At 66.1% G+C, this 26,999-nt stretch carries 26 protein-coding genes; 7 read left to right on the plus strand and 19 right to left on the minus strand.

Translation table 11 applies throughout. The features are described 5' to 3' along the window. Positions 1–41: 41 nt before the first annotated feature. From bhcD to bhcA, 4 genes are all read right to left on the minus strand, one after another. Entirely contained in the window at positions 42–1,007 is a 966-nt protein-coding gene (gene bhcD / locus C6Y53_RS14105) for an iminosuccinate reductase BhcD (RefSeq protein WP_106473006.1), read from the minus strand. 207 nt (positions 1,008–1,214) lie between these two features. Next, on the minus strand, positions 1,215–2,378 hold the full coding sequence (bhcC, locus tag C6Y53_RS14110) for a 3-hydroxy-D-aspartate aldolase BhcC (protein ID WP_106474119.1): 1,164 nt from the start codon (positions 2,376–2,378) through the stop codon (positions 1,215–1,217). Positions 2,379–2,419: 41 nt separating this feature from the next. After that, complete coding sequence (bhcB, locus tag C6Y53_RS14115; protein ID WP_106473007.1) at positions 2,420–3,391, minus strand: beta-hydroxyaspartate dehydratase BhcB; 972 nt, start codon at positions 3,389–3,391, stop codon at positions 2,420–2,422. Further along, positions 3,391–4,581, minus strand: a complete 1,191-nt coding sequence (gene bhcA, locus C6Y53_RS14120; protein ID WP_106473008.1) for an L-aspartate--glyoxylate aminotransferase BhcA — start codon at positions 4,579–4,581, stop codon at positions 3,391–3,393. Before bhcA ends, bhcB begins: the two co-directional genes overlap by 1 nt. 169 nt (positions 4,582–4,750) lie before the next feature. Between bhcA and bhcR the strand changes: the two genes are divergently transcribed. After that, positions 4,751–5,599 (plus strand): HTH-type transcriptional regulator BhcR, encoded by an 849-nt coding sequence (bhcR, locus tag C6Y53_RS14125; protein WP_106473009.1) that lies wholly within the window; start codon positions 4,751–4,753, stop codon positions 5,597–5,599. Here the strand turns inward: bhcR and C6Y53_RS14130 are convergent. The 7 genes from C6Y53_RS14130 to C6Y53_RS14160 form a co-directional block, all read right to left on the minus strand. Further along, the gene (locus C6Y53_RS14130; protein ID WP_106473010.1) at positions 5,580–6,446 is read right to left on the minus strand and encodes a bifunctional allantoicase/(S)-ureidoglycine aminohydrolase; all 867 of its coding nucleotides are present in this window, start codon (positions 6,444–6,446) and stop codon (positions 5,580–5,582) included. The two genes, bhcR and C6Y53_RS14130, sit on opposite strands and share 20 nt — an antisense overlap. A gap of 310 nt (positions 6,447–6,756) precedes the next feature. Continuing rightward, positions 6,757–7,686 (minus strand): fumarylacetoacetate hydrolase family protein, encoded by a 930-nt coding sequence (locus C6Y53_RS14135; protein ID WP_106473011.1) that lies wholly within the window; start codon positions 7,684–7,686, stop codon positions 6,757–6,759. A 39-nt stretch (positions 7,687–7,725) separates the two neighbouring features. Beyond that, a complete protein-coding gene (locus C6Y53_RS14140) occupies positions 7,726–8,721 on the minus strand; it encodes an MBL fold metallo-hydrolase (RefSeq protein WP_106473012.1) in 996 nt (331 codons plus the stop codon). A gap of 16 nt (positions 8,722–8,737) precedes the next feature. Beyond that, positions 8,738–10,042, minus strand: coding sequence for a TRAP transporter large permease (locus C6Y53_RS14145; RefSeq protein WP_106473013.1), 1,305 nt, complete (start codon positions 10,040–10,042; stop codon positions 8,738–8,740). After that, positions 10,039–10,596 (minus strand): TRAP transporter small permease subunit, encoded by a 558-nt coding sequence (locus tag C6Y53_RS14150; RefSeq protein WP_211299393.1) that lies wholly within the window; start codon positions 10,594–10,596, stop codon positions 10,039–10,041. Before C6Y53_RS14150 ends, C6Y53_RS14145 begins: the two co-directional genes overlap by 4 nt. Further along, positions 10,593–11,651 carry a C4-dicarboxylate TRAP transporter substrate-binding protein gene (locus tag C6Y53_RS14155; protein WP_211299394.1) on the minus strand — a complete coding sequence of 353 codons (1,059 nt, stop codon included), beginning with the start codon at positions 11,649–11,651 and terminating at the stop codon, positions 10,593–10,595. The genes C6Y53_RS14150 and C6Y53_RS14155 overlap by 4 nt, the downstream gene beginning before the upstream one ends. Beyond that, positions 11,648–12,409, minus strand: coding sequence for a TetR/AcrR family transcriptional regulator (locus tag C6Y53_RS14160; RefSeq protein ID WP_106473016.1), 762 nt, complete (start codon positions 12,407–12,409; stop codon positions 11,648–11,650). The genes C6Y53_RS14155 and C6Y53_RS14160 overlap by 4 nt, the downstream gene beginning before the upstream one ends. Positions 12,410–12,824: 415 nt before the next feature. Between C6Y53_RS14160 and C6Y53_RS14165 the strand changes: the two genes are divergently transcribed. The 6 genes from C6Y53_RS14165 to C6Y53_RS14190 are packed head-to-tail and all read left to right on the plus strand — an operon-like array spanning position 12,825 to position 19,061. Next, on the plus strand, positions 12,825–14,426 hold the full coding sequence (locus C6Y53_RS14165) for an ABC transporter substrate-binding protein (RefSeq protein WP_106473017.1): 1,602 nt from the start codon (positions 12,825–12,827) through the stop codon (positions 14,424–14,426). Then, positions 14,423–15,496 (plus strand): ABC transporter permease, encoded by a 1,074-nt coding sequence (locus tag C6Y53_RS14170; RefSeq protein WP_106473018.1) that lies wholly within the window; start codon positions 14,423–14,425, stop codon positions 15,494–15,496. Before C6Y53_RS14165 ends, C6Y53_RS14170 begins: the two co-directional genes overlap by 4 nt. A gap of 5 nt (positions 15,497–15,501) precedes the next feature. Further along, positions 15,502–16,404 carry an ABC transporter permease gene (locus C6Y53_RS14175; RefSeq protein ID WP_106473019.1) on the plus strand — a complete coding sequence of 301 codons (903 nt, stop codon included), beginning with the start codon at positions 15,502–15,504 and terminating at the stop codon, positions 16,402–16,404. Beyond that, a complete protein-coding gene (locus C6Y53_RS14180; RefSeq protein WP_106473020.1) occupies positions 16,401–17,225 on the plus strand; it encodes an ABC transporter ATP-binding protein in 825 nt (274 codons plus the stop codon). Before C6Y53_RS14175 ends, C6Y53_RS14180 begins: the two co-directional genes overlap by 4 nt. Beyond that, positions 17,222–17,998, plus strand: a complete 777-nt coding sequence (locus C6Y53_RS14185; RefSeq protein WP_106473021.1) for an ABC transporter ATP-binding protein — start codon at positions 17,222–17,224, stop codon at positions 17,996–17,998. Before C6Y53_RS14180 ends, C6Y53_RS14185 begins: the two co-directional genes overlap by 4 nt. Position 17,999: 1 nt before the next feature. Continuing rightward, positions 18,000–19,061, plus strand: coding sequence for a dipeptidase (locus C6Y53_RS14190; RefSeq protein WP_106473022.1), 1,062 nt, complete (start codon positions 18,000–18,002; stop codon positions 19,059–19,061). An 84-nt stretch (positions 19,062–19,145) separates the two neighbouring features. Here the strand turns inward: C6Y53_RS14190 and C6Y53_RS14195 are convergent, their stop codons facing one another. The 8 genes from C6Y53_RS14195 to thiC all read right to left on the minus strand — a co-directional run bounded on the left by C6Y53_RS14195 (position 19,146) and on the right by thiC (position 26,954). Continuing rightward, a complete protein-coding gene (locus tag C6Y53_RS14195; protein WP_106473023.1) occupies positions 19,146–20,699 on the minus strand; it encodes a class I adenylate-forming enzyme family protein in 1,554 nt (517 codons plus the stop codon). A 285-nt stretch (positions 20,700–20,984) separates the two neighbouring features. Continuing rightward, entirely contained in the window at positions 20,985–21,758 is a 774-nt protein-coding gene (thiD, locus tag C6Y53_RS14200) for a bifunctional hydroxymethylpyrimidine kinase/phosphomethylpyrimidine kinase (protein WP_106473024.1), read from the minus strand. After that, on the minus strand, positions 21,755–22,669 hold the full coding sequence (locus tag C6Y53_RS14205) for a ThiF family adenylyltransferase (RefSeq protein ID WP_106473025.1): 915 nt from the start codon (positions 22,667–22,669) through the stop codon (positions 21,755–21,757). The genes thiD and C6Y53_RS14205 overlap by 4 nt, the downstream gene beginning before the upstream one ends. Continuing rightward, the gene (locus C6Y53_RS14210; RefSeq protein ID WP_106473026.1) at positions 22,666–23,277 is read right to left on the minus strand and encodes a thiamine phosphate synthase; all 612 of its coding nucleotides are present in this window, start codon (positions 23,275–23,277) and stop codon (positions 22,666–22,668) included. Before C6Y53_RS14210 ends, C6Y53_RS14205 begins: the two co-directional genes overlap by 4 nt. Then, positions 23,274–24,032: a thiazole synthase gene (locus C6Y53_RS14215; RefSeq protein ID WP_106473027.1), complete on the minus strand. Its 759-nt coding sequence runs from the start codon at positions 24,030–24,032 to the stop codon at positions 23,274–23,276. Before C6Y53_RS14215 ends, C6Y53_RS14210 begins: the two co-directional genes overlap by 4 nt. 3 nt (positions 24,033–24,035) lie before the next feature. Next, positions 24,036–24,233 (minus strand): sulfur carrier protein ThiS, encoded by a 198-nt coding sequence (gene thiS / locus C6Y53_RS14220; protein ID WP_106473028.1) that lies wholly within the window; start codon positions 24,231–24,233, stop codon positions 24,036–24,038. Beyond that, positions 24,223–25,167, minus strand: coding sequence for an FAD-dependent oxidoreductase (locus tag C6Y53_RS14225; protein ID WP_106474120.1), 945 nt, complete (start codon positions 25,165–25,167; stop codon positions 24,223–24,225). Before C6Y53_RS14225 ends, thiS begins: the two co-directional genes overlap by 11 nt. Further along, positions 25,167–26,954, minus strand: a complete 1,788-nt coding sequence (thiC, locus tag C6Y53_RS14230) for a phosphomethylpyrimidine synthase ThiC (RefSeq protein ID WP_106473029.1) — start codon at positions 26,952–26,954, stop codon at positions 25,167–25,169. The genes C6Y53_RS14225 and thiC overlap by 1 nt, the downstream gene beginning before the upstream one ends. Positions 26,955–26,999: the final 45 nt, after the last annotated feature.

Raw genomic sequence — 26,999 nt, forward strand, 5'->3', positions numbered from 1 at the left:
CGAAACCCCCGTGAGCCCCGAAAGACCGGATGCGCCCGTCATCAGAAATCCACCTCGATGGCGATGCCTTTTTCGACCGCCAGATCGACCACCGACGCCGCGACCGCCAGGTCCTGAAGTCCCACGCCGGTGCCGTCGAACAGGGTGATCTGGTCGGCCGAGACGCGGCCCGGGTTGGTCCCGTTGATGACCGCACCGAGCTGGGCGATATCGGCCTGCGCTATCAGCCCTTCGGCAACCGCGTGCTGGGCTTCGCCGATGCTGACGGATTGAGCGACCTCGTCGGTAAAGACGGTGGCGCGCGCCAGAAGCGCGGCTTCGACCTCCTGTTTGCCCTTGGTGTCGGTGCCCATGCAGGCAACGTGGCAACCGGGGCTGACATGATCGGCCATCAGCGACGGCGAGAAGGCGGAGGTGATCGAGACGATCACGTCGGCCTCTTGCATCCCGGGCAGATCGACGGCCTCGAACGGCACGCCGGCCTCGGCGGCGACCTTTTCGATATTCGGCAGCATCTCGGGGTGGTAGTTCCAGCCGATCACCTTTTCGAACTTGCGCTGCTCCAGCGCGGCGCGCAGCTGGAACGTCGCCTGGTGGCCCGCGCCGACCATGCCGATGACTTTCGCGTCGTCGCGGGCAAGATGCCGGATCGATACCGACGAGGCCGCCGCCGTTCGCAGAGCGGTCAGGAGGTTGCCCCCGACCATCGCCTTGACCATGCCGGTGTCGGGATCGAACAGGAACACGGTGGACTGGTGATTGATCAACCCGCGCTTTTCGAGATTGTTCGGCCAGTAGCCGCCCGCCTTCAGGCCCAGGGTCAGACCGGCCCGGTCGAACCCGCCCTTGAAGCCGTAGAGAGCGTCTTCATGGCCGATCGCTTCGCGAACCACGGGGAAATTGTAGGCATCGCCGGATGCCATAGCGGCAAAGACCTGTTCGACGGCATCAAAGGCCGCTTCGCGGGTCATCAGGTCGGCGATATCGCGTTCAGGTACGATCAGCATGTCTCTCTCCAGGTGTTCGGTTCCAGGAGCCTCCGAATGGATCGCCGATAGCCCTGAAGACGGTGCGCCGCAGGTCCAGGCGGATCAGAGAGCCCTGAAACGCGTTCTATCTCATGCGCCCGTGTGCCACTGCCGGAAGGAGAGCATACACACGGGCGGCTATCCGGCTCCTCCCGAGCCGGACCTCCCTGCCTCGGATCGGCCGGGTCAGTAGGCGTGGCCGCGCGCCGAGACCGGCCAGACGCATTCCACCTTGCCGTTCCGCACACCGACATACCAATCATGCACGTTGGCGGTCGGATCGCAGTGGCCGGGGACCAGCTTGAGCTTGTCGTTGACCTTCAGCGCGCCGTTCGGATCCATCACCACGCCATGTTCGTCCGAACACTTGACGTATTCGACGTCATCGCGGCCGTAGATGAGCGGCAGGCCGCTATCGACCGACTGGGCCTTGAGACCCGCGTCGACGATCGCCTTGTCCGATTTGGCATGGCTCATCACGGTGGTCAGGATGAACAGGGCGTTCTCCCATTCGCCTTCGTCGATGCGTTTGCCGTCCTTGTCCAGGATGCGGCCATAATCCGCGTCCATGAACGCGTAGGAACCGCACTGAAGCTCGTTATAGACGCCCGAGTTGCTCTCGAAGTAATACGAACCGGTGCCGCCACCGCCGACGATGTCGCAGTCCAGGCCGTTGCTTTTCAGGCCCTGAACCGCATCGGCAACCTGCGCGATCGCGATATCCAGCTTCTCCTTGCGGTCCGCATAGAGATCCATGTGCTGCATCGCACCCTGATAGGCCTGGATACCGGCGAATTTCAGGTTCGGGGCGGCGTCGATCAGCCTGGCGATGTTCACCACATCCTGCGTGGTGCTGACACCGCAGCGCCCGGCGCCGCAGTCGATTTCGACCAGGGCTTCCAGTTCGGTTCCGGCGGCGACGGCGGCATCCGACAGTTGCTTGACGTTTTCGGGGTCGTCCACGCAGACCAGGATACGCGCACCCAGCCTGGGCATTTCGGCCAGGCGCTTGATCTTGGCCGGGTCGGTGACCTGGTTCGAGACCATCACGTCCTTGATCCCGCCACGGGCGAACACCTCGGCTTCGGACACTTTCTGGCAGCACACGCCACAAGCCGCGCCAAGCTCCTGTTGCAGTTTCAGAACATCCACGGATTTGTGCATCTTGCCATGGGCGCGGTGACGCATGCCGTGGTCCCTGGCATAGTCGCCCATCTTCTTGATGTTGCGTTCCAGCGCGTCCAGGTCCAGCACGAGGCAGGGGGTCTGGATGTCGGCCTCGTCCATGCCCGGCTTGGCCGGGATGTCAAAGCCCACTTCGAAGTCGTCGAGATTGGTCATGTCTTTCATGTCCGTGCTCCTCAGTCGGTAGTTCAGTAAGGTGTTCGGGGTCAGGCCGCGGTCATCCACGGCAGCTTGTCGAGATCGACATTGCCGCCGGTGATGATCAGGCCCACGCGCTTGCCGCTGAAGGCGTCCCGGTTCTTGAGAACCGTCGCCAGGGGCACGGCGGATGAGGGTTCCATGACCACGCGAAGATGCTTCCAGGTCAGCTTCATCGCCTCGATGATCTCTTGCTCGGAGGCGGTGTAGATCTCGGTGACATGGTTCGAGACGAAATGCCACGTCAGGTCCTTGAGCGGCACCAGAAGGCCATCGGCGATGGTCTTGGGGGCATCGTCGGCAATGATGTGACCGGCCTTGAAGCTGCGATAGGCATCGTCCGCCTGCTCGGGTTCGGCGGCAATGATCCTGGTTTCCGGGGCCAGGGTCGACAGCGTCAGGCAGGTGCCCGACACCATGCCGCCACCACCGATCGGCGCAACAACCATGTCGAGACCGTCGGTCTGCTCGATGAACTCCTTCGAGCAGGTGCCCTGGCCGGCGATCACGCGGGGATCGTTGTAGGGATGCACGAAGTCGCCGCCAGTCGCCGCCTGCACTTCGGCAAAGGTTGCCTCGCGCGAGGTCGTCGAGGGCTCACATTCGGTAATGACGCCGCCATAGCGCCGCACCGTGTCTTTCTTGGCCTGCGGCGCGGTGCGCGGCATGACCACGTTGCAGGGAATACCCCGCTTCATGGCCGCATAGGACAGGCAGGACGCGTGGTTGCCCGACGAATGCGTCGCCACGCCCCGGACGGCCTGTTCCTCGTCCAGCCCGAACACCGCGTTCGAGGCGCCGCGCACCTTGAAGGCGCCCGGCTCCTGGAAGTTCTCGCATTTGAAGAACAGCTCGCAACCCGCCAGTTCGTTGAGGTAGTCCGAGGTCCGAACCGGCGTGCGGCGGATATACGGCTCGATCCGCTTGTGAGCTTCGAGCATGTCCTCGTAAGTAGGGATATGCATGTCGGTGCCCTTCATCACGCAGCGTCTTTCTGTGCTGCGGAGGGATGCCCACGGTAATATTCCTGGGCCGCCGCGACGCCGGACCCGAGCCTGATATCAAGCCCAAGATCGGCCATGCACATTTCCGCGGTTGCGATGCCCGACAGCGCCATGACATCCGTCAGGCTGCCGAGGTGGCCGATGCGGAACACCTTGCCCGCGACCTCGCCCAGACCAACGCCGAAGGCGACGCCGAAATTGTTTGCCGCATGGGTCACGATGTCGGTCGCGTTGAAACCTTCGGGCGTGCGAATGGCGCTGACCGTGTCGGAATAGACGGACGGATCGGCGGCGCAGAGATCCAGGCCCCATGCGCCCACTGCCGCGCGCACGCCCTCGGCGATACGATGGTGACGGGCAAACACGTTTTCCAGGCCTTCGTCCAGCAGCATGCGGCACGATTCGTTGAGACCGTTCAGCAGGCCGACCGCGGGCGTGTAGGGATAGGCGTTGTTGGCATAGCCCTTGGCCATGTCATGGACGTCAAAGAAGGTGCGGGGCAGGGTGCCGGTCCGGGTGGCGTCCATCGCCTTGGGCGAGAAACCCACGATGGCGAGGCCCGCGGTCAGCATGAAGCCCTTCTGCGAGCCGGTCACGGCAACGTCCACGCCCCATTCGTCGAACCGGAAATCCATCGAGGCGATCGACGACACACCGTCGACGAACAGCATCGCCGGGTGGTTCGCGGCATCCAGGGCGCGGCGCACCGCGGCGATGTCCGACTTCACGCCGGTTGCCGTTTCGTTATGCGTGGCGAGAACGACCTTGATCTCGTGGTTCTTGTCGGCGGTCAGGATCTCTTCGTAGCGATCCGCCGGAATGCCCTCGCCCCAGGTGGTCTCGACGATGTGAACCTCCAGCCCGTGCCGCTGGCACATGTCGATCCAGCGATGGCTGAACATGCCATTGCGCGCGGCCAGGACCTTGTCACCGGCGGACAGGGTGTTGGTCAGCGCGGTTTCCCAGCCGCCGGTTCCGGTCGAGGGGAAAATGAACACTTCCGCCTTGTCGCTTTTCAGGACCTTGCGAACACCAGCGCGCGCCGGATGCAGGATCTGGCCGAACAGCGGCGAGCGATGGTCGATCGTCGGCATGTCGCAGGCCTTGCGCAGGCTCTCGGGGATGTTGGTCGGGCCCGGGATGAAAACGGGATTTTGAAAGCTCATGGATGGTCTCCTTCCGTCGTTGCCCTGACAATAGATATCCCGAGATCAGCTGGATACTATTTTGAAAAACGCTTTCATTTCGTGGAGGCCCGCCAATACTTCATTATTGTCAGTGTCTTATATTTTTCATATAATGAATTTGTCTTTCATGTAAAAACGAAGGCTTCTTATGGAATTTCAAGAAAATAGATCCGGACCGACCCGAAAAGCGCGCGGCAGGCCGCGCGGATGGGAAGACAAGACCGCCCAGAACACCATCAAATCGCTGGACCGGGCCATGGAGGTCTTCGAATATCTCAGCGAAGCGCAGGGCAAGCCGTTGACCTTGCTGGCGGATGAAATGCGCCAATCCCCGGCGACCGTGTATCGCATCCTCGTGACCTTGGAGGGCAGGGGGCTTGTCGAGTTCGATCACGAGGAGCAGCTCTGGCATATCGGGCCACGCGCCTTTGTCATCGGTGCCCGCTTTCTCAGGCGCACGAGCCTCGTTGACCGCGCGCGCCCGATCATGCGCAAGCTCATGGAAGCGACCGGCGAAACGGCAAATCTCGGCATCGAGAAGGAAGGCGCCGTGCTTTTCCTGAGCCAGGTGGAAACGCATGCGAGCATTCGCGCCTTCTTTCCGCCCGGCACCTTGTCGCCCCTGCACGCCTCGGGCATCGGCAAGGCATTGCTCGCGCAGATGGACGATGAGCGGCTGGGCCGGGTGCTGGCAACGGTGGAGCTTGCCCGGTTTACCGAACATTCGATTGTCGATCCGAACGCGTTGAAGCGGAACCTCGAAGTCATAAGAGAAACCGGCTATTCGGTTGACAACGAAGAGAGGAACGAAGGCATGCGCTGCATCGCGGCGCCTGTCTTTGACGTGAACAGAGAGGCCATTGCCGGCATTTCCGTATCCGGGCCAACGAGCAGGGTCAGCGCGTCCGAGGTCGAACGACTGAGCCGCCCCGTCATCGAGGCGGCCCATCAACTGACCCTGGCTATCGGGGGTGGCCTTACTCGGCCGCGGTCCTGAGACGTTGTGGCTGCGAATGGGTCGCGCCCGGCCGCAGCGCCATATGCCGGTTCACATCCTTGTAGAGCAGGTAGCGGAAACGGCCCGGACCGCCCGCGTAACATGCCTGCGGACAGAACGCGCGCAACCACATGTAATCGCCCGCCTCGACCTCGACCCAGTCGTTGTTGAGATTGTAGACCGCCTTGCCTTCCAGCACATAGAGCCCGTGTTCCATCACATGAGTTTCCAGGAAGGGAATGACCCCGCCCGGTTCGAATGTGACCACGGTTACATGCATGTCGTGACGCAGGTCAGTCGGATCGACGAACCGAGTGGTCGCCCATTTGCCATTCGTTCCCGGCATCGGGGCCGGCTCGATATCGTTTTCGTTCAGCACCAGAACGTCGGGCGTGTCCAGCCCGTCCACCGCTTCATAGGCCTTGCGGATCCAGTGGAAACGGAGAACCTCCTTGCCCGTGTTGTGCAGGGTCCAGCCGCTGGACGGCGGCAGGTAGGCATAGCCGCCGGGGGTCATTTCATAAGTCTTGCCGTCAACCGTCAGGGTCGCGGCGCCCTCGACGACGAAGAGAACGCCTTCGGCTTCGGGGTCCAGTTCCGCCCGGTCGGAGCCGCCGCCGGGCTGCACTTCCATGATGTACTGCGAAAAGGTCTCGGCAAAGCCGCTCAACGGGCGTGCGATCACCCAGAGCCGCGTGTCTTCCCAGAACGGCAGAAAGCTCGTCACGATATCCCGCATTGTGCCTTTCGGGATTACGGCATACGCATCCGTGAAAATTGCGCGATCGGTAAGGAGTTGTTCCTGTCCGGGGTGCCCCCCGCGCGGCGCGAAATACTTGGTGCTCATGGATGCTCCTGTGGGAAGAGTCTGTTTGATCAAGATATGCGCCGCGAACCCCGTCCGGACCACCCGCAAAGAAGCAACAACTCTATTCGGAAAGATTTGAAAATGACGAGTATCTGCGGAAAGATGCAAATAAAACGGCGAGATCTGCCCGCCGCTTGCCGAAGCCTCTGCCCACCCGCTGCCGCACGGCCAACCGGACCGCTTGCAACACCGCGCGGCGGAGGCGCGGGTTGGACAGGGAGATAGCCCGGCTCGCGCCGACGAAGGCCGGCCGGGGCATCCGCCGGTGTTCCCGGCACCGATAACGGGGTTATCGCTGTCGCGCCCCGATCCGGTTGCGCAGAATGCCGATGCCCTCGATTGCCAGTTCGACTACGTCGCCGGGCGAAAGGAACCGGTTCAGCTCCAATCCGCAGCCGCCCCCGACGGTGCCCGATCCGAAGAATTCGCCGGCGCGGATTTCCTCGTCGCGGCTGACATGTTCGAGGATGCGGGCGAAGGAATGGTGCATGGTCGAGGAATTGCCCCGGCTCCATTCCTCGCCGTTGACGCGGGCCACCATCTGCAGGCCCGATCCGTCGCCGATCTCATCCCTGGTGACAAGACAGGGGCCCATGGCGTTCGCGGTTTTCCAGTCCTTGCCCTTGGCGGGGCCGAGACCGCCCGCCATTTCCCGCATCTGGTGATCGCGGGCCGAGAAGTCGTTGAAGATGGTGAAGCCGAACACATGGTCCAGCGCATCCGCCTGAGCGATGTCCACGCCGCCCCTGGACGTGATCATGCCCAGTTCGAGTTCATAATCGAGCCGCGTTTCACCCCGCGGCCAGACGATTTCGTCATCCATGCCCGAGACCGAGAATCGGTTGCCTTTGTAATAGACCGGCTGATCGTACCAGACCTGCGCGACCGGCACCTCGTCCGGTTCCAGGTCCGGCACGTTCGGATCGAGCTTCGACATGGTGGACCGGCACTGGCGGATGTGCTTCTCGAAGGTCAGGCAATCCCGCATCTGCACCGGCACCGGCACCGGCGCGCGGAGGGAAACGGTGGCCAGGTCGATCATGCCGGCACCGGCGCGCGCCTTGCGCGCGGCATCCAGCCCCGCCTCGCCCGCCTCGATCAGCGCGAGCATGGAGGCGAAGGCCGGGTTCGCGTCGCCGTCCAGCACGGCGATCCGGTCGCCGTCGAGGATGCCGATGCCCTGCGTTCCGGCGGCGTTTTCGAAGGTCACGAGTTTCATTGCGTCGTCTCCGATCCGTTTCTCGGCAAGGCCGCGGCCTCAACCGACCTTGTGGCACTGGCAGGGTTCGTCATGCGGGCAGGTCGCGCCGCGGGAATAACGCAGCATCTGGGCCAGCACCTCGGCCTGTTCGGGGGCGACCGAACCGCCCGATAGGTCGCGGTAGATCGTGGCGACATTGGCGACCACCCGTTCGCGATCCAGCCAGCTGTCGAAGGCGGCGTAGCCGACCTCGTAGGCGGCGTCCTCCCAGCTCAGGCCCGCCTCGAAGCATGTCGTTGTCTGCGCGAGAATATGCACGAAATAGTCCCTGAGCGCGCGCACCGCCGTCTTGTCGGACACCGCGCCATGGCCGGGCACGATCACGTCCACATCGAGGCCCAGGATGTGATCGCAGGCCGCGATCCAGTTGCCGACCGGGCCTGCCCACATGATCGGGTGCCCGCCGTGAAACACCAGGTCGCCGGTGAAACAGACGCGTGCGTCGGGCACATGGACGATGACGTCGCCGCGGGTATGCGCCGGGCCGAGCTCGGTCAGTTCCACGGTGCGCCCGCCGACCGTCAGGGTGCGCGCGCCCTTGAACACCTCGGTCGGCGGAACGTGTTCGATATCGGAGAAGTCGAAGGTCTTTCCCATGAAGGTGTGCAGGAATTCACCGAAGACGCCATATGCGTCCGGGTCGGCCGCCGCCGCCTTGAAGAACCCGGCCGGGCGTTCCTCCATCTCGTCGCGCGCCGCTTCGGAGGCTATGATCCGCGCACCGCCGACCAGGTGGTTGCCAAAGGTGTGGTCGCCGTTGGAATGGGTGTTGACCAGCATGTCGATCGTCGCCGCGGCCGGATCGGCGCGGCGATAGGCCGCCAGCATGTCCTCGGTCAGGCGGCCGGTGAACAGCGTGTCAACGACGAGGCTCTTGTCATCCGCGCCGGTGATCAGGCCGGAATTGCTCCAGCCCCAGCTGCCGTCGCCCTGCACCCAGGCAAAGAGCCCGTCGCCGAGATCCTGAAGTTCGCGTTTCGTGTCGGAATACATGGTCGTTCCTTCCGTGTCAGAGCAGGCCGGTTGCGAGCCAGGGCATCGCGACCACGAGCGCGACCAGAACCACCATGATCAGCGCAAAGGGCGCGGCCCCGGCAAAGATTTCGTTCAGCGTGACGCGGCGGTCGTCGATATTCGCCTTGATGACGAAACACGCAACCCCGAGCGGCGGCGTCAGCAGCCCCACCTCGACCGCGATAATGGTCAGGATCCCGAACCACACGAGATCGACGCCGAAGGGCTGGATCACCGGCAGGATCAGCGGCAGCAGGATCAGGATGATCGACGAACTGTCGAGGATGGTGCCCAGCAGGACGATGGCCAGCAGGTAGAGCACGAGGATACCGTATAGCCCGAGATCCCAGCTTGCCAGCAGCGCGGTCATCGAATTCGGCAGCCCGGTCAGCGCCAGCAGGCGCGAATACATATGTGCCGCGATGATGAGAAAGGTGATGGAGGCCGTGACCTGCCCCACCTCGATCATGATCCGCCCGATTTCGCGCGCGGAAAGCCGCCCCTTGACCAGCGCGATCACCAGCGCGCCGAGCGCACCGACCCCGCCCGCCTCGGTCGGGGTGAAGAACCCGCCGTAGATGCCACCGAGAACCAGCACGACAAGCAGCACGATCGGCGCCGATTTCAGGATCATCGTGCCCGTGCTCATCATCGGCAGGTCGGACGCGCCGGGATTGCCGGTGAAGCGGGGAAAGAACCGGGCCATCAGCAGGATCGCGATGCAGAAGAACAGCGACAGGATAATGCCAGGGACGATCCCGGCGGTGAACAGATCGCCGATGGACACCTCGGCGATGATGCCGAACAGGATCAGCAGCAGCGACGGCGGGATCAGCATGCCCAGCACCGACGACCCGGCCACCACCCCGACCGAGAAACGCGGCGTGTAGCCCTGCCGCACCAGTTCGGGCACCGCGACCTTTGTGAACACCGACGCCGACGCGATCGAGGTGCCGTTGACGGCGGCAAAGACGGCGTTGGCGAATACCGTGGCGATCCCGAGCCCGCCGCGGAACCGGCGGAACATCTGCCCGGCCACGTCGAACACGTCCCGCCCCAGCCCGCAGGCCCCGACCAGGACGCCCATCAGCACGAACAGCGGGATCACCCCGAAGGAATAACGTTCGACCCCGTCCAGCGCCGCCTGGCTCAGCAGCGCGCCGGCAATCGCCATCTTGCCCTTGACCAGGTAGACCCCGAAGAACGAAACCGTCATCAGCGCGATGGCGACATGCATCCCGAGCTGGATCAGCACGAGGATCGCGACGATGGACCAGATCCCGATCTCGACGCCGCTCATGCGGTCCGCCTGTCGAAGGCCCGGGTCGCGAAACCGACGGTCAGAACCGCGTATTGCGCCAGTGTCAGCGCGCATCCCGACAGCACGCAGACCACAAAAGGCCAGCGCGGCATCGTGAAGATGCCGTAGAGGCCGACGGTCTCGTTCCCCCTGATCGAAGCAAATATTCCCGGCGCGATGTAGTAGAGAAGAACGCCGAGCATCAGCGTGCCGATCGCATGGTGGAACGCGTTCAGCATGTCGGCCCCGCGCCCGCCTCTGCGGCCCAGCCGGTTCAGCACCATATCCGAACGCACGTTGCGCCCGGACCCGGTGGCAAGCGGCAGTTGCAGGAACACGATGGCGACGATGGCTGCGCTGACGATCTCGGCCGTCGCCGGGACCGGGGTATGGAACACGCCCCGCCCGATCACGTCGGCATTGATGATCGCCATGATCCCGAGCGTCCCGACCCCGCCGACAGCCGCGAGCGCCAGCGTCGCGCGGTTCAGCCACCTGATCAGCGGGCTGCCCGGCCATGCAGGCAGCCCGTAGTCGCCTGCCGGGTCCTTCACTCCGCGGCCCAGTCCCGCGCGTGCTCGATTCCGGCCTCCTTCGACAGGCGCAGGTAGGTTTCCAGCACCTCGGTGCCCGGCTTGCCCTGCGCGTCGAGCTGGTCGGCCCATTCACGGGCGATGCTCGGCAGCTTCTGCGCATAGGCCGTGCGCTGGTCGTCCGACAGCTCGCTGACCGTCGCGCCGTTCTCCACCGCCTTGGCGATGGAGGCCACGCCGCCATCCTTGTAGGACTCGGCGGCGATGTCGCGGTATTCGTCCGCAACCTCGACGATCACCTGCTGCAGATCCTCGGGCAGCGAATTCCATGTGTCGAGATTCACCGTCAGGGCCGATGCGTATTGCCCACCGAAATTGATTTTCGTGATATAGGGGGCGACCTCGTAGAACTTGTAGGGCGCGATCACGGATTCGAAGGTGATGATCCCGTCGTAGAGGCCCGTGGAAATGGAATTGTAGAAATCGGGCAGCGCGCCCGCCACCGGTGTCGCGTCAACGCCCTTCAGCCAGTTCAGGGCAAGCCCCGCGGTGCCGATCTTGTGGCCGTCAAGGTCGGCGACCTTCTCGATCGGGAAGGTCGTGACGAAGTGGTAGGTGTCGACGCCGACCGGCGCCAGCACCTTTTGCCCGTTGTCGGCCCAGGCCTGGTCCATCGCCGGGATCTCGGCATGCAGCTTGTCGATCACCTTCATCACATCGGCAAGGTTCGACGTGCCGAACGGCGTCACATAGGTGATCTGCTCCAGTGGCAGTTTGTCACCCTCGAACAACTGCGGCACATAGCCGAATTCGGCGACGCCGCTCTCCACCGCTTCGAGTACCCCCGTGGGCGGCGCGACGGCGCCGGCATAGGCTTCGGTCCAGTTGATCTCGTGCCCAAGCGCGGCCGCGCGCCGGGTCACCTCGGGGACGAAATGATCCGATATGGCCGACACGCCCCTGGTCAGCGGCGGATGGCCGGCGATGACGGTGAAGTTCCAGGTCTCTGCCTCGCCCGGCAGGCTCGTGGCCAGCATCAGCGTGCCCGCAAGGGCCGTGGTGGTGAGTTTCGTCATGTTTCCTCCGTCCTGGGTTGTGTCCGGGTCCGCGCCCGGTTTTTCTGATGTGACCCGTCCGGGATCGCCGGCCGGCCATCGATATCCTTGTCCGTCGCGGGGCCGGGGCCGAAGGACGCGACAAGGAACGCGATGAGCTGTTCGCGGAACTCGTCCCGATCCTCGGGCGCGCACAGCCCGTTCGACAGGCGCCGCAACCGGGCGTTCGAGCCATGGCCGCTGACGCCCATCATCACCGCGCCCACCATCAGGTGATAGCGCCAGTGGACCTCGCTTTCGTCCAGATGCGGTACCGCGCGGCGCAGCACCCCGACGTAGCGGCGCGCGAAATCGTCCAGTTCCTCGCGAACGATGGCTTCGGTCCATTCGGTCGACCGCACCCGGTGCTGCAGCACAAGATGTGCCAGCAGGACGCCGGTGCGTGGCGAATCGTGGTTCACATAGGCATCGACGAAGGCCTCCACGACCTCGCGCAGGCCCGGGGCGCGGCCTTCGCGTTCGGCGCGCGCCTCGATCCGCGCGAGGTTGTCGAGCCGCCGCTGCACCGTCCGCCGGGCGACGTCCCGGAACACGGCCATCGTCAGGTTGTCCTTGTTGCCGTAGTGATAGTTCACGGCGGCCATGTTCGCACCGGCCCGCTCGGCCAGCGCGCGGGTGGTCACGCCGTCGATCCCGTGTTCGGCGAACAGTTCCTCGGCCACGGCCCGAAGGGCGTCGCGCGTGGTGGATCCGGGTTTCCCTGACTCATTCAAACGCATGATTGAAAGCTATGCTTGAAATCGCCACCTGTAAACAACCCTGTCAAATGGATCGGTTTGGCGGGGTAGCCGGTCCAGTGTTGTCCATCGCGTCCATGGGTTTGGGTCCGTCACCTGCGCGGCCGATCATGAACCGGCGCATATCCCTGTCACCGGGCTGCGCCTATGTGTTTCCCGCAGGCCGTGTGCAGGATCCGAGCGAGACCAAGCCCGTATCCGGGCCGGCTGCCCAAGGGTGCCGCCGCCGCGCTGGACATCCGGTGGCGCGGATGTTCGGCGATTGCGGGGCATTGTGGCGGCAGGGGCGCCCGGCCATGGCGCGGGAACGCGAACACGGCTTGCCCGGGTCAGATGCGCGGCCTACAGTCCGGCCAGGGCACCTGCCTGTACAAGAACAATCCATGGGGAGACAGCAATGAAACACTTTGCCAAACTGGCCGCCGCCGCGGCGGTCGCGGCGATCATCGGGGCACCGATGACCGCGGCGCGCGCCGAAACTCCGCCCGATACCCTGATCCAGGCCTGGGCGATCGACGACATCATCACGCTGGACCCGGCGGAGGTGTTCGAATTCACCGCCTCCGAGATCCTGGGCAACAGCTATCAGCCGCTGGTCGGCTATGACGTCAAGGACGTCAGCCAGATCCATGGCGTGATCGCCGAAAGCTGGACGGTGTCCGAGGACGGCAAGACATTCACCTTCCAGATCCGCCCCGGCATGACATTCGCCAGCGGCAACCCGATCACCGCCGCCGATCCGGTGTTTTCGCTGCAACGGGCGATCAAGCTGGACAAGTCGCCGGCATTCATCCTGACGCAGTTCGGGTTCAACGCCGGAAACGTGGACGAGAAGATCCGCCAGACCGGCGACATGACGTTCGAATTCGAGATGGACCAGGCCTATGCGCCCTCGCTGGTTCTCTATTGCCTGACCGCGACTGTGGGGTTCGTCGTCGACAAGGAACTGGCGCTGTCGCACGAACAGGACGGCGATTTCGGCTATGACTGGCTCAAGACCAACTATGCCGGGTCCGGCGCGTTCACGATCCGCGACTGGCGTGCCAACGAGGTCGTGGTGCTGGAGCGCAACGACAATTACAGCGGCGACGCGCCGGCGATGGCCCGCGCGATCTATCGCCACATTCCCGAGGGCGCGACTCAGCGGCTGCTGCTGGAAAAGGGCGATATCGATATCGCGCGCAGCCTGGGGTCCGAGGAAATCACCGCGTTGCAGGACAACCCGGACGTCAAGATCGAGAGCGGCGTCAAGGGGTCGATCTATTACCTGGGGCTGAGCCAGAAGAACGAATACCTGTCCAAGCCCGAGGTGCGTCAGGCGATGAAATACCTGGTCGACTACGCGACCATCGCCGACACGATCATGAAGGGCCGGGTCAAGGTGCATCAGGCGTTCCTGCCCGAAGGTTTCCTGGGCGCGCTGAACGACACGCCGTTCGAACTGAATGTCGAAAAGGCCAAGGAACTGCTGGCCGAGGCCGGTGTGCCGGACGGGTTCAAGGTGACGATGGACACCCGCAACACGCCCGAGATCACCGCCATCGCCGAGGCGATCCAGCAGACCATGGCCGGGGCGGGCATCGAGATGGAACTGATCCCCGGCGACGGGCAGCAGACCCTGACCAAATACCGCGCCCGCAACCATGATATCTATATCGGCCGCTGGGGCCCGGATTATCAGGATCCGCACACCAATGCCGATACCTTTGCGCGCAACCCCGACAACGGCGACGACGCAGCCAGCAAGCCGCTGGCCTGGCGCAATTCGTGGGACATCCCCGAGATGACCGCCAAGGCTGACGCCGCGGTGCTGGAAAAGGACACCGACAAGCGCGCCGACATGTATCTGGAACTGCAGGCGGAACATCAGCAGGTGTCGCCCTTTGTCATCATGTTCCAGGAGATCGAGGTTCTGGGCATCCGTGAGAATGTCGATGGATTCGTGATCGGGCCGTCCTTCAACGACAACTCGTTCAAGAAGGTCTCGAAATCCGAATGACGCCGGGCACGGCCAGGACGAAACCTGCGGGGCGGCGCGGCGGCGCCGTCCCGCGATTGGCGGTCCGGGGGGCGCGGCTGGTCGCGACCCTGGCCGTGACCCTGCTGGGGCTGCTGTTCGTCACCTTTCTGATCGGGCGCGTGGTGCCGGTCGATCCGGTGCTGGCGGTGGTCGGCGACCGGGCGTCACAATCGACCTATGACGCCGCCTATATCGAGCTGGGGCTGGACAAGCCGCTGTATCAGCAGTTCTGGATTTTCCTCAAGAATGCGCTGACCGGCGATCTGGGCACGTCGATCCTGACCAAGAAACCCATCGTCGAGGATATCAAGCGGGTGTTTCCCGCCACCCTGGAACTGGCCACCGCCGGTATCCTGATCGGCACCGTGTTCGGGATCCCGCTGGGCGTGCTGGCCGCCGTGCGCCAGGGCGGGATCGCCGACCAGATGATCCGGGTGTTCGGGCTGATCGGCTACTCCGCGCCGATCTTCTGGCTGGGGCTGCTGGGGCTGCTGGTGTTCTATGCGAAACTCGACTGGGTGGCCGGGCCGGGGCGGATCGACATTTCCTATGAATATTCGATCACGCCGGCGACGGGGCTGCTGCTGCTGGACAGCGCCATGCAGGGGCAATGGGACGCGTTCCGCAACGTGCTGGCGCATCTGGCGCTGCCGGCGCTGCTGCTCGGGTATTTCTCGATGGCCTATATCAGCCGCATGACCCGGTCGTTCATGTTGAACGAGCTGGCGCAGGAATACATCATCACCGCGCGGGTCAAGGGCGTGTCCGAAACCCGCATCATCTGGGTCCATGCGCTGGGCAATGCGGCAGTGCCGCTGGTGACGGTGGTGGCGCTGTCCTATGCCGGGCTGCTCGAAGGTTCGGTGCTGACCGAAACCGTGTTCGCCTGGCCGGGGCTGGGGCAGTATCTGACCAATTCGCTGCAAAATGCCGACATGAACGCGGTGCTGGGCGGCACGCTGGTGATCGGCATCATCTTTGTCGGGCTCAACCTGCTGTCCGATCTGCTCTACAACCTGCTGGACCCGCGCGTGAGGCGGCGCAAATGACCGAGATGACCCGCCGCGACTGGCTGCTGAGCGAAGAACCGCTATCCCGCCGGCAGGCCCGGTTGGGCCAGCTCTACCGGACCTGGTCGGCGCTGCGCGCGAACCGGCTGGCGATGGTCGGGCTGGGCATCGTGATCGTGCTGATCCTGATGGCCCTGTTCGCCGACCTGATCGCGCCGTTCGACCCGCTGGCCGGGGGCGATCTGCGCACCGAACGGCTGCTGCCGCCGTCATGGGATCATCTGATGGGCACCGACGATCAGGCCCGCGACATCTTCAGCCGGGTGGTCCACGGATCGCGCCTGACGCTGATGGTGGTGGCGCTGGTGGCGGTGATCGCCACGCCCATCGGGCTCGCCGTGGGGACCACGGCCGGCTATTTCGGCGGCTGGGTTGACACGGTGCTGATGCGGATCACCGACATCTTCCTGGCATTCCCGCGCCTGATCCTGGCGCTGGCCTTCGTCGCGGCGCTGGGTCCGGGGATCGAGAACGCGATCATCGCCATCGCGATCACGTCATGGCCGCCCTATGCGCGGCTGGCGCGGGCGGAAACCCTGACCATCCGCAGCGCCGATCATATCGACGCGGTCCGTCTGCAGGGCGCGCGCAGCCCGCGCATCATCTGGGGCCATGTGGTGCCGCTGTGCCTGTCCTCGGTCATCATCCGGGTGACGCTGGACATGGCCGGGATCATCCTCACCGCCGCCGGGCTGGGCTTTCTGGGGCTGGGCGCGCAGCCGCCGCAGCCGGAATGGGGCGCGATGATCGCCAGCGGGCGGCGGTTCCTGATCGACTTCTGGTGGGTCGCCACCATGCCGGGCATTGCGATTTTTGTGGTCAGCCTGGGTTTCAACCTGCTCGGCGACGGGCTGCGCGACGTGCTGGACCCCAAGGGGGCGAAATGACACCCGTTCTCGAAGTCGAAGACCTGCGCGTCGCCTTTCCCAGCCACAAGGGCCCGGTCGAGGTCGTGCGCGGGGTCAATTTCACGCTGGGGCGCGAACGGCTGGGCATCGTCGGCGAAAGCGGCTCGGGCAAGTCCCAGACCGGGCGCGCGATCCTGGGCCTGACGCCGGGCCGGGTGACGGCCAAGACGCTGAGATTCGAGGGCACCGACCTGCTGAGCGCGTCGCAATCGACCTGGCGCAGGCTGCGGCGCCAGCGGATGAGCATGGTGATGCAGGACCCGAAATTCTCGCTCAACCCGGTGATGACCATCGGCCGGCAGATCGTCGAGGCGCTGCGCATCAGCGTCGGGCGGCGCGGCGATTCCCGCGCCCGCGCCATCGAGATGCTGGCGGCGGTGCAGATCCGCGACCCGGAGCGGGTGTTCGACGCCTATCCGCACGAATTGTCCGGCGGCATGGGGCAGCGGGCGATGATCGCGATGATGCTGATCCGCGAACCCGATCTGCTGATCGCCGACGAACCGACCTCGGCGCTGGATGTCACCGTGCAGATCGACGTGCTGCGCATCCTCGACCGGCTGGTGCGCGAACGCGGCATGGGGCTGATCTTCATCAGCCACGACCTGCGGCTGGTCTCGACCTTCTGCGACCGTATCCTGGTGATGTATTCCGGCCGCATGGTCGAGGAGATCGCCGCCCGCGACCTGCACGCGGCGACCCATCCCTATACCCGCGGATTGCTGAACTGCCTGCCCGATATCGGCGCCGATACCCGCCCGCTGCCGACCCTGCAACGAGACGCGGATTGGGCGCTATGAGCGCGATGGTCGAAATCGACGGCCTGTCGGTCACCTTCGGCTCCGCCGACGATCTGGTCCACGCGGTGCGGGGCGTCAGCCTGTCGGTCGGGCGCGGCGAAAGCTTCGGTCTGGTCGGCGAAAGCGGGTCGGGCAAATCCACCGTGCTGCGGGCGGTCTGCGGGCTGAACGAGGCGGCCGGCGGCAGCATCCGCATCGGTGGCTCGCCGGTCGCCACGCCACGCGACGCCGGGTTCTATCGCCAGGTCCAGATGGTGTTCCAGGACCCCTATGCCTCGCTGCATCCGCGCCACACGGTCGATCGGGCGCTGTCCGAGCCGCTGGCGATCCACCGGTTCGACGATGCCGAAGCGCGCATCGTCCGGGCGCTGGAGGATGTCGGCCTGGGCCGCGGGTTCCGGTTTCGCTATCCGCACCAGCTCTCGGGCGGGCAGCGCCAGCGCGTCGCCATCGCCCGCGCGCTGATCCTGGAGCCGGAAATCCTGCTGCTGGACGAACCCACTTCGGCGCTGGACGCGTCGATTCAGGCCGAGGTGCTGAACCTTCTGGACGCGCTGCGCGCCGAACGCGGCCTGACCTATCTGATGGTCAGCCATGATCTTGCCGTCGTGGCGCATATGTGCGAACGGCTGCTGGTGATGCAGCACGGCCGCGCGGTCGAGGAACTCAGCCGCGCCGAGCTGCGCGCGCACCGGGCGCAGCAACCCTATACACGCGATCTTCTGGCTGCCAGCGAAGGCTATCGGCCGGACCCCATTCCGACAGGTTCCTGACATGACCGACCCCGTTGCCGTATTCGACGGCCACAACGATTTCCTGCTGCGCCTGCTGCGCGACCCGGACAACCGCGAAACCACCTGGACCAGCGACACCGGGCAGGGTCATCTCGACCTGCCCCGGATGCGGGCGGGCGGGTTTGCCGGCGGGTTCTTCGCGGTCTATGTCTCCTCGCCGGTAGCCCATGACGACGCCGAGTTTGACCGGATCATGAAAAACCCGCCCTATGCGCTGCCGCTGCCCGATCCGATCGGGCAGGACCAGGCGCTGCCGGTGGCCATGGCGATGGTCGGCCATCTGATGTGGATGGAGCGCACCGGCCACCTGAGCATCTGCCGCAGCACCGCCGATATTCGCGCGGCGATGGCGGCGGGCCGGATCGCCGCGGTGCTGCACATGGAGGGCGCCGAGGCGATCGGCCCCGACCTGGACGCGCTGCATGTCTGGCACGCCGCCGGGCTGCGTTCGCTCGGGCCGGTCTGGTCGCGGCCGACCGTCTTTGGCCATGGGGTGCCCTTCGCGTTTCCGTCCTCGCCCGATACCGGCGACGGGCTGACCGACAGGGGCAAGGATCTGGTGCGCGAATGCAACGCGCTGAAGATCATGATCGACCTCAGCCACCTGAACGAGAAGGGTTTCGACGACGTGGCGGCGATTTCCGACGCGCCGCTGGTGGCGACCCATTCCAACGCCCATGCGATCTGCCCGTCGTCGCGCAACCTGACCGACCGGCAGCTCGCCATGATCCGCGACAGCGACGGCATGGTCGGGCTGAATTTCGCGGTGGGGTTCCTCGACCCCGAGGGCCGCGGCGACGGCTTTGACGGCTGGGATCCGATCCTGCGCCATTTCGATCACCTGATCGAGCAGCTGGGCGAGGACCGCGTCGGGCTGGGCTCGGATTTCGACGGCGCCACGGTGCCGGTCGCGTTGCAGGACGCCGCCGGTCTGCCCCGCCTGATCGCGGCGCTGCGCGCGCATGGCTATGACGCCGCGCTGATCGAAAAGCTGGCCCACCGAAACTGGCTGGCCCTGCTCGAACGCAGTTGGGGCGGCTGAGGCGGGCAACACTGGCCCGATGACCGGCATCCGGGACAGCGGGCTGGCGCTGCTATCGCCCGACGGCCGTTTCAGCGCGGCGCCTCAGGGGGCCGCGTCCCGTCCGGTTGCGGCCCGGTCCCGAAGGCTGGTCTTGAGCACCTTGCCATAGCTGTTCTTTGGCAGGCTTTCGACAAAGCGATAGTGCCTGGGTTTCTTGAACGATGCGATCCGGGCGCGGCACCAGGCGTCCAGGTCGTCGCGGCTGCGGTCGGCGCCGTCGCGCAGCACCACAAAGGCCATCACGTCCTCGCCCCATTCCGCGCTCGGCACGCCGATCACCGAGACCTCGAACACGTCCGCATGGTTCAGCAGGGCTTCTTCCACCTCGCGGGGATAGATGTTGCTGCCCCCCGAGATGATCACGTCCCTGGACCGGTCGGTCAGGGTCACGAACCCGTCCGCATCCATGGTGCCGAGATCGCCGGTCCTGAGCCAGCCGTTCACCAGCGTCTTGGCGGTGGCGTCTTCGTTCCGCCAATATCCTTTCATCACCGGGGCGCCGGACACGATGATCTCGCCGACCTCGCCGGCGGAAACGTCGCGCATCGCGTCGTTCACCACCCGAACCTCGACCGCCGCATGGGCGAACCCCACCGAGGCGCGGCGGCGGTCGGCCTGCGGATGCGACCTGTCGGCCACCAGGTCGCGGGGCAGCACGGTGATGGTCATCGGGCTTTCGCCCTGGCCATAGATCTGCACGAACCGCGGGCCATAAAGCGCCAGCGCCTCGTCGATATCGGCGGCATACATCGGGCCGCCGCCATAGATGATCGTCCTGATCCCCGCGCCTTGATAGCCGGCCGCCCCGGACGCCGCGATCAGCCGCTTGACCATGGTGGGCGCAGCGAAAAAGACGAGATTGCCCAGCGCCTGCGCCAGCGCGCGGATTTCCGACGGATCGAACCCGCGCGATGCCGGGATCACATGGCAGGCACCGGCCCGCGTGAACTGCAGGTGATAGAGCCCGGCGCCATGGGACATCGGCGCCGCATAGAGCGGATGGTCGTCCGCCAGCACCGCATCGACATCGAGCGCATAGCAGGTCGCCATTGCCGCCAGGTTTCCATGCGTGAGCATGACCCCCTTGGGCCGCCCGGTCGTGCCTGACGTGTAGAACAGCCAGGCGACATCGTCGCCCGCCACCGCTGCCGGGGCGGGCAGCGGCGCGGCAGCGGCCGGTCCGAATGACAGGAGGCCCGCGACCGGCGGGTCGGACAGGGCAATCTCGGGACAGGGGATGCCAAGCTCGCCAGAGGTTTCAAAGACACCGCCCGCCTCGGTAAAGACCGCGCTGGCCCCGGCGTCCGCGATGATCCATGCGGCTTCGCGCGGATGAAGCTTGCTGTTGATCGGGACCGCGATGGCCCCGATCCAGAAAATCGCCTGAAGAACAGGCAGGTATTCGACGCTGTTACGGCAGAATATTGCCACCCGGTCGCCCTGTCCGACGCCCTGTCCGGTGGCCAGATGCCGGGCCAGCGCGGCGCTGGCCCCCGCGAACGCGGCATAGTCGGCAACCTGCTCGGTCCCGAGCCGGATGGCCGGCGCATCGGGCCGCGCCAGCGCGGTCTGGTAGAGCCATCGGGCGATGTTCATCCTTGCTGTTCTCCTTTCCTGCGGCCTGTCCGGTGGTGGCACGGGCTCAGCGGCGCCATGCCTCTGGGCGCGATCATCCTATGGTCTGAGGCCTCGCCGCAAGTGCCACGGTCGCCCCAATTTCCAGGCAATGCGAATAAAGGAGCTTGCTACGCATAACGGACGCCATGGGTGTGATGCAGATACATCAACGGCAAACCGTTCCGACCGGCGGGTGTCGTGGGCCAGCCCGGTTCGCGCGTCCGACGAACCGCCGCAAGCCGCAGAATCAAGCCGGTTGCCGGTTCAGTGCGATTGCACCGGCAACGCCTGATGGTCGCGGCTGGCGGCCCCGGCCGCAACCCGCAGGAAACGGGCGTGCAGCAGGGCCTTGGCGGCGTCTGTGGCCCCGTACAGGTCGCACCCGCGGGCCAGATGGGCCGCGATGGCGCTGGCCAGAAAACAGCCGGTTCCCCGCACCGCGACACCGATGCGCGGTCTCGTGAACCGGGCGGGCGGGGCGCCCGGGACATAGAGCCTGTCTTCGCTGACCGGGGACGGTGCGGCATGGCCGCCCTTGACCAGCACCGCGCCGCAGCCGCGTGCGAACAGCGCCTCGATACAGGCGGTTTCATCCGCCGCGCCGACCCCGAGATGGCGTGCGAGCACCGCGAGTTCGGGCAGGTTCGGGGTGAGCAGGTCGGTGGCCGGCAACAGGCGCTCGACGAGCAGGTCGACCCCTTCGGCATCGAGCAGATCGCGCCCCGAACTGGATTTCAGCACCGGGTCGAGCACGCGCGGCGCACGCGGCAGGGCGGCCGCGACCGCATCGACGATCCGGGCCGAGCACAGCATCCCGATCTTGATCGCGGCGACATCGTCGGCGGCGGTGATCTGGGCGGTGACCATTTCGGGCGGGACCGGATGGATGGCGGTCACGGCCCGGTCGTCCTGCGCCGTGACCGCGGTGACGGCGACCCGTGCCTCGGCGGCCACCTCCGCCGCGGCGGCGCAGTCGCGCAGCAACCCGGCGCCGCCGCTCGAATCCATGCCGCCGATGAACAGGACCGCGCCGCTCATGCCCCGTCACCGATGATGGCGACGGCCGCGTGCCCGCTGGCGCCGAGCGCCCTGGCCGCGCGCCAGGCCCGCAGCCCGGTGGAACAGACGAACACCACCCGCTGGTCCGGTCGCGGTGCCGGTGCCGGCAGCTGGTTTTCGCGCAGGTCGATCACGAGATCGCCGGCGGCGACTTGCGACCGCGACAGGATCGCCGGTGTCGGTGTCGCGGGCTCGGCCGCGCCATCGAACCGAAAGCCGGTCAGCCGCCAGGTCGCCAGATCCATCGACAGGAGCTGCCCCAGCGGCGACGGGTCGTGATCCAGCAGCACCGCCAGCGCCATCTGCGCCTGCACCGCGCCCAGCGTCGCCACCACCGGCCCCATCACGCCGTTGGTCGCACAGCTGCCCAGCCTGCCGGGCAGGTCGGGAAACACCGCGCGCAGGCTCGGCGCGCCGCCGCAGAACCCGCCGACATAGCCTTGCCGCGCCAGCACCGACGCGCTGATCAGCGGCCTGGCGGCGGCGTGGCACAGATCCGAGAGCGCATAGGTCACCGCGAAACTGTCGGCGGCGTCGATCACCAGGTCGGCGCCGGCCAGTTCGCCGCGTGCCGAAACCGGGTCGAGACGGGCGACACATGGCGAGATTTCGCAATCGGGGTTGAGCCCGGCCAGCGTCTCGGCGGCGACCTCGGCCTTGGCGCGGCCCAGATCGGACATGCGAAACAGCGTCTGGCGGTGGAGGTTGCTCGCCTCGACCACGTCCGGGTCGATCAGGCGCAGGTATCCGACGCCCGCCCCCGCCAGCAGCGGCAGCAGCGCGGCACCCAACCCGCCCGCGCCGACAACCAGCACGCGCGCGGCGGCGAGCCGGGCCTGCCCGCCGGGCCCGATCCCGGGCAGGCAGGTCTGGCGGGCATAGCGGGTCATCGCAGATGCGCCCGCGTGGCGGTGATCCACTCGCGGCACCGCGCCTCGGGATCGTCCGCCTGCTGGATGTCGGTCACGACGGCGGCGCAGTCGGCCCCAGCGGCAAAGAGATCGGGCAGGCGCGCGGGCGTCAGACCGCCGATGCCGACCAGCGGCGTGGTGCCCGCCCGCGTTTTCCAGTCCCGCACCCGGTCGAGCCCCTGCGGCCCCCATTTCATCTGTTTCAGCAATGTCGGATAGACCGGCCCCAGCGCGACATAGGCCGGATCGCAGCCCAGGGCGCGGTCCAGTTCCGCGTCGTCATGGGTGGACAGGCCGAACCGGATCCCCGCCCGCCTGAGCGCGGCGAAATCCGCCCCGTCCATGTCCTCCTGCCCGAGATGAACGAAATTGCAGCGCAGATCGAGCGCGATTTCCCAGTAGTCGTTCACCACCAGCTGCGCCTTGTGAACCGCGCAGAAATCGCGGGCGCGGGCGACCTGGCGGCGGATTTCCTGCTCGGGCTGGTCCTTGATCCGCAGTTGCACCAGCCTGACGCCATGGGGAACCAGCAGTTCGAGCCGCCCCACATGGCCGACGATGAGATAGAAGGGATCGAGCGCGGTCATGCCAGTTCCGCCATGCCGAAGATCGGGGTCGAGGCCTGCGCCATGTCGCGTTCGGGCATCAGCCCGGCATCATGGGCCAGCCGCCCCGCCGCCACCGCCTGCCCGAAGGCGCGGGCCATGCCGACGGGATCGAGCGCCCTGGCCACGGCGGTGTTCAGCAGCACCGCGTCGAACCCCAGTTCCATCGCCTGCGCCGCCTGCGACGGCGCGCCGATCCCGGCGTCGATCACCAGCGGGATGTCGGGGAAATAGGCGCGCAGCGACCGCAGCCCGCCGATATTGCGCAGACCCTGCCCCGAGCCGATGGGCGCGCCCCAGGGCATCAGCACCCGGCACCCCGCCTCGATCAGCTTTTCTCCCACGATCAGATCCTCGGTCGTATAGGGAAAGACCTCGAACCCGTCCGCGGTCAGGATGCGGGCGGCCTCGACCAGCGCGAACGGGTCGGGTTGCAGCGTGTCGGCATGGCCGATCACCTCGAGCTTGATCCAGGCCGTGCCGAACAACTCGCGCGCCATCTGCGCCGTGGTCACCGCCTCGCGCACCGTGTGGCAGCCGGCGGTGTTGGGCAGGATGCGGCACCCGCTGTCTTTCAGGATTTCCCGAAACGCCTCTCCGCCATGCCCTTCGCGGCGCAGCGACACGGTGATGACCTCGGTCTGCGAGGCGGAAATCGCGTCGCGCAACACCTGCGGCGACGGGTATTGCGCCGTGCCCAGCATCAGCCGGCAGTTCAGGTCGACGCCGTAGAACATCGCTCAGCCTCCCTGCATCGGCGACAGGACCTCGACCTTCGCGCCGTCCCGCATCGGGATCGCGGCGCGGTCGGCACGGGGCACGAACACCCCGTCGAGCGCCGTCGCCACGCTGTCGGCGTCAAAGCCCAGTTCGTCGATCAGATCGGCCAGCGTTCCTCCGCGCACCGATTCTGTCCTGCCGTTCACGTCAACCCGCATGTCGTTGCTCCTGAAACACCATCGCCGCCAGTTCCTCGGCCAGCGCGGGACCCATCAGGAACCCGTGCCGGTAGAGGCCGTTCACATGAATGCGGTCGCCGCGTGCGACGACCGCGGGCACATTGTCGGCAAATGCGGGCCGCAGCCCGGCGCCCGTCTCGATCAGCCGCGCCTCGCCAAAGGCCGGATGCACGGTATAGGCGGCGGATAGCAGCTCCATGACCGTGCGCGCCGTGATCGGGCCGTCATCCTCGCTTTCGATCATCGTCGCGCCGACCATGAACCGCCCGTCGCCGCGCGGCACGACATAGCAGGGAAAACGCGGATGCAGCAGCCGGACGGGACGCGACAGCGCAACCTCCCGGGTTTCGATCATCAGCATTTCACCGCGCACCGCGCGCAATCCCGGCAGGTCGGCCCGCGCCGCCCAGCCGCGGCAATCGACAATCTGGCCGCGCGGTCGCCGCTGGGCACCGAAATGCAATTCGACGCCCATCCCGCGCAATCGCGCGATGAGCGCGGAACAGGCCGCGCGCGGATCGAGATGCGCCTCCTGCGCAAAGTGCAGCCCCACCGCGAACCGCCCGCCCAGGTCGGGCTCGATCTCACCCGGAACAACCCGGTCATGGCCCCGCGTGGCGCATGCGAAACGGTCCAGTTCGACCCGGTCGCGCGGCGGGGCGACGACCAGCGTGCCCTGCTGCAGGACACCGGGCACCCGCGCCGCCCACCAGTCGCGCGCGGCCTGGCCGCGCGTGACGATCCCGTCCGGCGCGGCCTCGCCTTCGCAGAACGGCGCGAGCATCCCGCCCGCATACCACGAGGCCCCCGTCGGCGCCGGGTCGGGGTCGATCACCTCGACCCGGCAGCCGCGTTCGGCCAGCGCGGTCGCGGCGCAGAGCCCCGCCACGCCGGCCCCGAGAACCGAGAACATCATTCCGCAGGCTCGTTCGCCGGCACATAGAGTTCGCCGCCCTCGCGGAACTTCGCCGCCATCGCCTCCATGCCCTTCTGCTTTTCGGCCTCGGCGCGGATGTCGTGGGAAATCCGCATCGAACAGAATTTCGGCCCGCACATCGAACAGAAATGCGCCACCTTGTGGGCCTCTTTCGGCATGGTTTCGTCATGCATCTCGCGTGCCGTATCCGGGTCGAGACCGAGGTTGAACTGGTCTTCCCATCGAAACTCGAACCGCGCCCGGCTGATCGCGTCGTCGCGCCGCCGGGCGCCCGGATGTCCCTTGGCCAGATCGGCGGCATGGGCGGCCAGCTTGTAGGTGATCACGCCGGTCTTGACGTCGTCGCGGTCGGGCAGGCCCAGATGTTCCTTGGGGGTGACGTAGCAGAGCATCGCGGTGCCGAACCAGCCGATCATCGCCGCCCCGATGGCGGATGTGATGTGGTCATAGCCCGGCGCGATGTCGGTCGTGAGCGGCCCGAGCGTATAGAAGGGCGCCTCGTGGCAATGTTTCAGCTGCTCGTCCATGTTGGCCTTGATCTTGTGCATCGGCACATGGCCGGGGCCTTCGATCATCACCTGGCAGTCCTTTGCCCAGGCGATGCGGGTCAGCTCGCCCAGCGTGCGCAATTCGGCGAACTGCGCCTCGTCATTGGCGTCGGCGATCGATCCGGGGCGCAGCCCGTCCCCCAGCGAGAACGACACGTCGTAGCGGCGGCAGATGTCGCAGATTTCCTCGAAATGCTCGTAGAGAAAGCTCTCGCGGTGATGATGCAGGCACCATTTCGCCATGATCGACCCGCCGCGCGACACGATGCCGGTGACCCGTTTCGCGGTCATCGGGATCATGTGCAGCCGCACGCCCGCATGGATGGTAAAGTAATCCACCCCCTGTTCGGCCTGTTCGATCAGCGTGTCGCGGAACACCTCCCATGTCAGGTCTTCGGCAATGCCGCCGACCTTTTCCAGCGCCTGGTAGAGCGGCACGGTCCCGATCGGCACCGGCGCGTTGCGGATGATCCAGTCGCGGATGTTGTGGATGTTGCGCCCGGTCGACAGGTCCATCACCGTGTCCGCGCCCCAGCGGATCGCCCAGACCATTTTCTCGACCTCCTCCTCCATCGACGAGGTGACGGCGGAGTTGCCGATATTGGCGTTGATCTTTACCTTGAAATTGCGCCCGATGATCATCGGCTCCAGCTCGCGGTGGTTGATGTTGGCGGGGATGATCGCGCGGCCCGCCGCTATCTCGGCGCGCACGAATTCCGGCGTCACCAGGTCGGGCAGTTCGGCGCCGTGGGCGTCGCCGTCGCGGTCATGGGCGGCCATCCTTCCCTCGTTTTCGCGGATCGCGACAAACTCCATCTCGGGGGTGACGATGCCGGCCCGGGCATAGGCGAGCTGGGTCACCGCCCGGTCGCCCACGGCCCGCAGCGGCGCGGGCTGAACCGGAAAGGCCGGCGTCAGCCGGTCGCCCGACGCAAACCCGTTATCCGCATCCGTGATGCTGCGGCCGTCATATGTCTCGACATCGCCGCGCTGCTGCAGCCAGCCGCCACGCACCTCGGGCAGGCCGGTGGCGATGTCGATCCGCGCGGCGGGATCGGTATAGGGACCGGAACTGTCATAGAGGCTGAGCGGCGCTTCGCCGGTCACCACGATTTCGCGCATCGGCACCCGGATGTCATGGGTTTCGCCGGTGACATAGGTCTTGCGCGACGCGGGCAGGGCGCCCGTGGTGATGGTGGGGATCGTGTCTTTCATGTCGGTCTCCTCTCGCGATGAGACCCAGGGGACAGCCTTGGCAGA

It is taken from the genome of Pukyongiella litopenaei (genome assembly GCF_003008555.2).
GTDB classification, from domain to species: domain Bacteria; phylum Pseudomonadota; class Alphaproteobacteria; order Rhodobacterales; family Rhodobacteraceae; genus Pukyongiella; species Pukyongiella litopenaei.